Consider the following 3,560-nt stretch of genomic DNA (forward strand, 5'->3'; position numbering starts at 1 on the left):
CGCCTCATCGGGGACTGGATCCACTTCTACAACCACCGGCGCCCGCATCAGGCGCTGAACATGAGGACTCCCGCTGAGGCGTTTGCATTAGCGGCATGACCTGAGCAGGTTCTGCTGGGTCAATACAGGGCCGCTCACGCTGTCGAGCTCGGCCGTCGCCTTCTCACCCAGGTAGACATAGGCCGCGCTGCTGGCCGGGCGCGAGCCGCCGCTGGTGGTGCTCCACACCAGTTGGCCGGCCCCTGATTCCCGCGACCCCGAAACCCGAGGGTCAAAGAAACCCGAGGGTCAGGCCTCGAAACCCGAGGGCCTTAATTTTCAACCAGCTCGTGAGATCACATGGTGGATTCAACCAGGGTACTCGACGCATGGCGGGCTGGTCACGGGGGCACTCCACGCAAGCAGCGGAGGGGATTGAAATTAAAGACCCTGATTCCCAAGGGATTCGCGGACCACTGCCCAAGGGCTCGTGTCAGCGCGGAGGGCTGAAGCGCGCAAGGCGCGTTGGGAGGCGGTGAGTCCTGTGCGACCGTTTAAGGCGGCGTGCGCATGCCGCAACGGGACTCTTTGCCGAAGGACCCAGGACACCGCATCGGATGCCTCAGGCCTTTACACCTGCCCCCGGGAGGACGGTTGGGTGAACTGACTCTTCTGATAGGCAACGACCATGAACATGGCGTCGCAGTGCTGATCAGAACGTCAGCTCGTTTTCTTTACGGAGCGGAGTTTGCCCCACGCCCGCCCGGTCACGCAAGTGGGCGAGCGGGATTGCAACAGGTTGGGGCGCAGCTTTACTCGGGGGGCTGACCACGGGGGTGGTCGAAATTTAGACCACCATTAACCCTTCATACCAACATAGAAACTTATCGCCGCCTCCAATAGCTCACTCACATTTGCTCCATTACGCCTAAAGAAATCTTCCCCTAAAGCGCCACCTGACACAACAACAGTATACATATCAGCATCCCTTTCACCATCCATCTTAACGACAACACTCGCCCCATCCCGAGAAATGCAATCAAGCCGAGCCAAACTATCAGCACACCTTACCCATTCCTCCCGTCGATCCACAAACGAACTAGAAACTTTTCCAAAATTCTCTTCGGCAGTCATTTGAAATCACCTTCCCAACAATTTCGAAGTATCCTCGACACTTCGAACCTCTCCATTAGCCACTCGATCTATTGCCGCCCTGATTTTTGCAGGATCAATCTTTCTACCAAGCAATCGCTCAGCTACAGCCTGAGCAGTGCGCTTGTTTGCATCGTTGAACAAATGGCGACCTGCAATATCTCGAATAGCAGATGCCGCCTTCCCCATCAAGGTTTCCCTATACGCCATGTTTGCGATAACGGTCTCGGCACTGCCTGTCAGTTCAGCGACCCCGCCAAAGGATCGATTGATTGCAATAATCTCTGTAGCAGTAAGATTGGCCCCTCCCAGCAGTTCCAGAACAATTCCGGGCGCGAGAATGGCAGCAGCTGCCGTTCCGGATGCCTGCGCCTGATTGACCGTCAGAAACCCACCATCCCTTGTTCTAATTATCGTGCCACCATTTACGGGACTACTCTTCTCCTCCGGATATGCGACTTTCGAATCCCCTTCACAACCAATCACTCCGCAAAATCTATCGCGCTCCCTCTTATTCTGCTCAGCAATCTGCTCATCGCGCTTATCCATCCCATCCGGATCGACATATCGATACGGATTGTTTTCCACGTAGACATACCGACCAAACTGTTTTCCAGTATTCGCATCCGTAACGATCGGATCAACGCTCAGGAAGCGGCCAGCCACGGGATCGTAATACCGCTGCTGCATGTACACGAGCTCCGTCTCCGGATCCTGCACATGCCCCGTGTACCCCATCAGGCTGGTCGCCGGCCCGGGCTTGGTGCCGGCCGCCACATAGCCGTAGGGCTCGTAGCGCGTGCGGTTCAGCAAGGCACCCGTGGGCCCGGTATGGGCCACCGGGCTGCCCAGGGCGTCGGTGTGCACGTACTGCGTGCCGCTGGCGCTGTTGACCTCGGCAATCGCCTTGCCGGCCAGGTAGACGTAGGCCGTGCTGCTGGCCGGGCGTGAGCCGCCGCTGCTGGTGCTCCACAGCAGCTAGCCGGCCTGGCTGTAGAGCGAGAGGCGCGTGCTGCCGTCGCCCCCGCCGCTGACCTGGATGCGCCGGCCCAGGCCGTCGTACACATAGCTCCCGCCGGGCACCGCGGACTGCAGGCGGTTGCCCTGGTCGAAGAAGTACTGCTGGGCGCCCTTGCGCTTGATGTTTCCGTACGGGTCGTAGTCGTAGAGCTGCTGCGTGCCGTTGACGTCCACCCGGTTCAGCCGGTTCGTGCCGTCCAGGTAGTTCAGCGTGACGCTGCGACTGCCGACGTTGGCGGTCTTGAGGTTGTCCGCCGCGTCGTAGGTGTAGGTCGCGGCCCCCCAAACGCCGGGCGCGCTGGCGCTGGTGAGGCGGTCCAGGTCGTCGTAGCCCATGCTGCGGCTGTAGACGCTCTCCTGCTGGTCGCTGATGCTGTTGACGTTGCCGTTGGCATCGTAGGCGTAGGAATCCTTCATGACGCCCACGTCTTCGTTGGTCTGCGGCAGGCCGCGCAGATTCAGAGTCAGCGTGTGCTGGATGCCGTTGCCGAAGCGGAAGCTGTTGACCGCCCCGTTGGGATGGAAGCTCAGGCCCGTGGCGAAGCTGCCCACCTGGCTGGGCTCGCCCAGGGCATTGGGTGCATAGCTGACACCTGGGCCACCGGTGGGGTAGCTCAGACTGGCCAGGTGGCCGTTGGGGCTGTAGCCCCAGCTGAAGGCCCAGCTCTGGCCCGCATAGCTCAGGGTCTCGGTGCTGATCAGGCGCAAGCTGTTGTAGGCGTAGCTCCAGCTGCTGCCGTTGCTGCTCACCGTCTTGAGCTTGCCGTCGGGCCAGTACTCGCGGGTGATGCCGGGGCTGCCGTCTCCGTAGCCGGTGCTGGTGAGCCGGTTCATGGGGTCGTAGCCGTAGCTGATCTTGGCCGCAGCCGGCACGCTGAGCGTGTCGCAGGCGCTGGCAAGGGTCAGGTTTTGCCCCGGGGCCTTCCAGCTGAGGTTGCCGGCCAGGTCGTAGTCCTGGACGGTGGCGTTGACCTCGGGCTCGAGGGTCTTGCACAGGCGTTGACCGGCGTCGTAGACATAGCGGCGCGTCACCCCGCCGCGGCTGATGGACGTGGGCTTGCCGAAGGCGTCCCGGGTGATGGTCACCGTCACGCCCGCGGGCAGGCTGGCGGAGGCCAGCTTGGCGTCCTCGGGCTTGTCCAGGGCCCAGAAGCTCTGGGTGCTGGTCTTGTTGCGCGGGTTGGTGGTCTGGGTCTGGAAGCCGCTGAGGTAGGCCTGGGTGCTGGTGAGCACGCCCAGCTCGCTGTCGGCCTCGGTGCGCAGCAGGCGGCCCAGGGCGTCGTACGTCATGCGGCGGCCGGGGCTGGTGATGCCGACCGTCGATGCGTCACGCTGGGGGTAGCTCTCGAAGGCCAGCTGGCCGGCGCTGTCATAGCCCTTGACCACGACCTTGCGGCTGCTGGCCTCCT

The 3,560-nt window shown here is 61.8% G+C and carries 5 protein-coding genes; 1 reads left to right on the top strand and 4 read right to left on the bottom strand.

Annotated elements, in window-relative coordinates:
• The first annotated feature begins 6 nt into the window (after positions 1-6).
• Positions 7-99 carry an integrase core domain-containing protein gene (locus H5407_RS23300; protein ID WP_310737641.1) on the top strand — a complete coding sequence of 31 codons (93 nt, stop codon included), beginning with the start codon at positions 7-9 and terminating at the stop codon, positions 97-99.
• Here the strand turns inward: H5407_RS23300 and H5407_RS23305 are convergent.
• The 4 genes from H5407_RS23305 to H5407_RS23320 all read right to left on the bottom strand — a co-directional run.
• A complete protein-coding gene (locus H5407_RS23305) occupies positions 88-228 on the bottom strand; it encodes a hypothetical protein (RefSeq protein WP_183106880.1) in 141 nt (46 codons plus the stop codon). The two genes, H5407_RS23300 and H5407_RS23305, sit on opposite strands and share 12 nt — an antisense overlap.
• 609 nt (positions 229-837) lie before the next feature.
• Complete coding sequence (locus H5407_RS23310; protein ID WP_183106881.1) at positions 838-1,113, bottom strand: hypothetical protein; 276 nt, start codon at positions 1,111-1,113, stop codon at positions 838-840.
• 6 nt (positions 1,114-1,119) lie between these two features.
• The gene (locus H5407_RS23315; protein ID WP_183106882.1) at positions 1,120-1,998 is read right to left on the bottom strand and encodes an RHS repeat-associated core domain-containing protein; all 879 of its coding nucleotides are present in this window, start codon (positions 1,996-1,998) and stop codon (positions 1,120-1,122) included.
• A 111-nt stretch (positions 1,999-2,109) separates the two neighbouring features.
• Positions 2,110-3,560 (bottom strand): RHS repeat protein (locus H5407_RS23320; protein WP_183106883.1); only part of this gene is annotated, 1,451 nt, incomplete at its 5' end.

The organism is Mitsuaria sp. WAJ17 (assembly GCF_014174515.1).
Lineage (GTDB): Bacteria > Pseudomonadota > Gammaproteobacteria > Burkholderiales > Burkholderiaceae_C > Roseateles_B.

Coding starts and splice junctions, on each gene's coding strand:
- H5407_RS23310 (WP_183106881.1), bottom strand. CDS start 1,113: ATGACTGCCGAAGAGAATTTTGGAAAAGTTTCTAGTTCGTTTGTGGAT.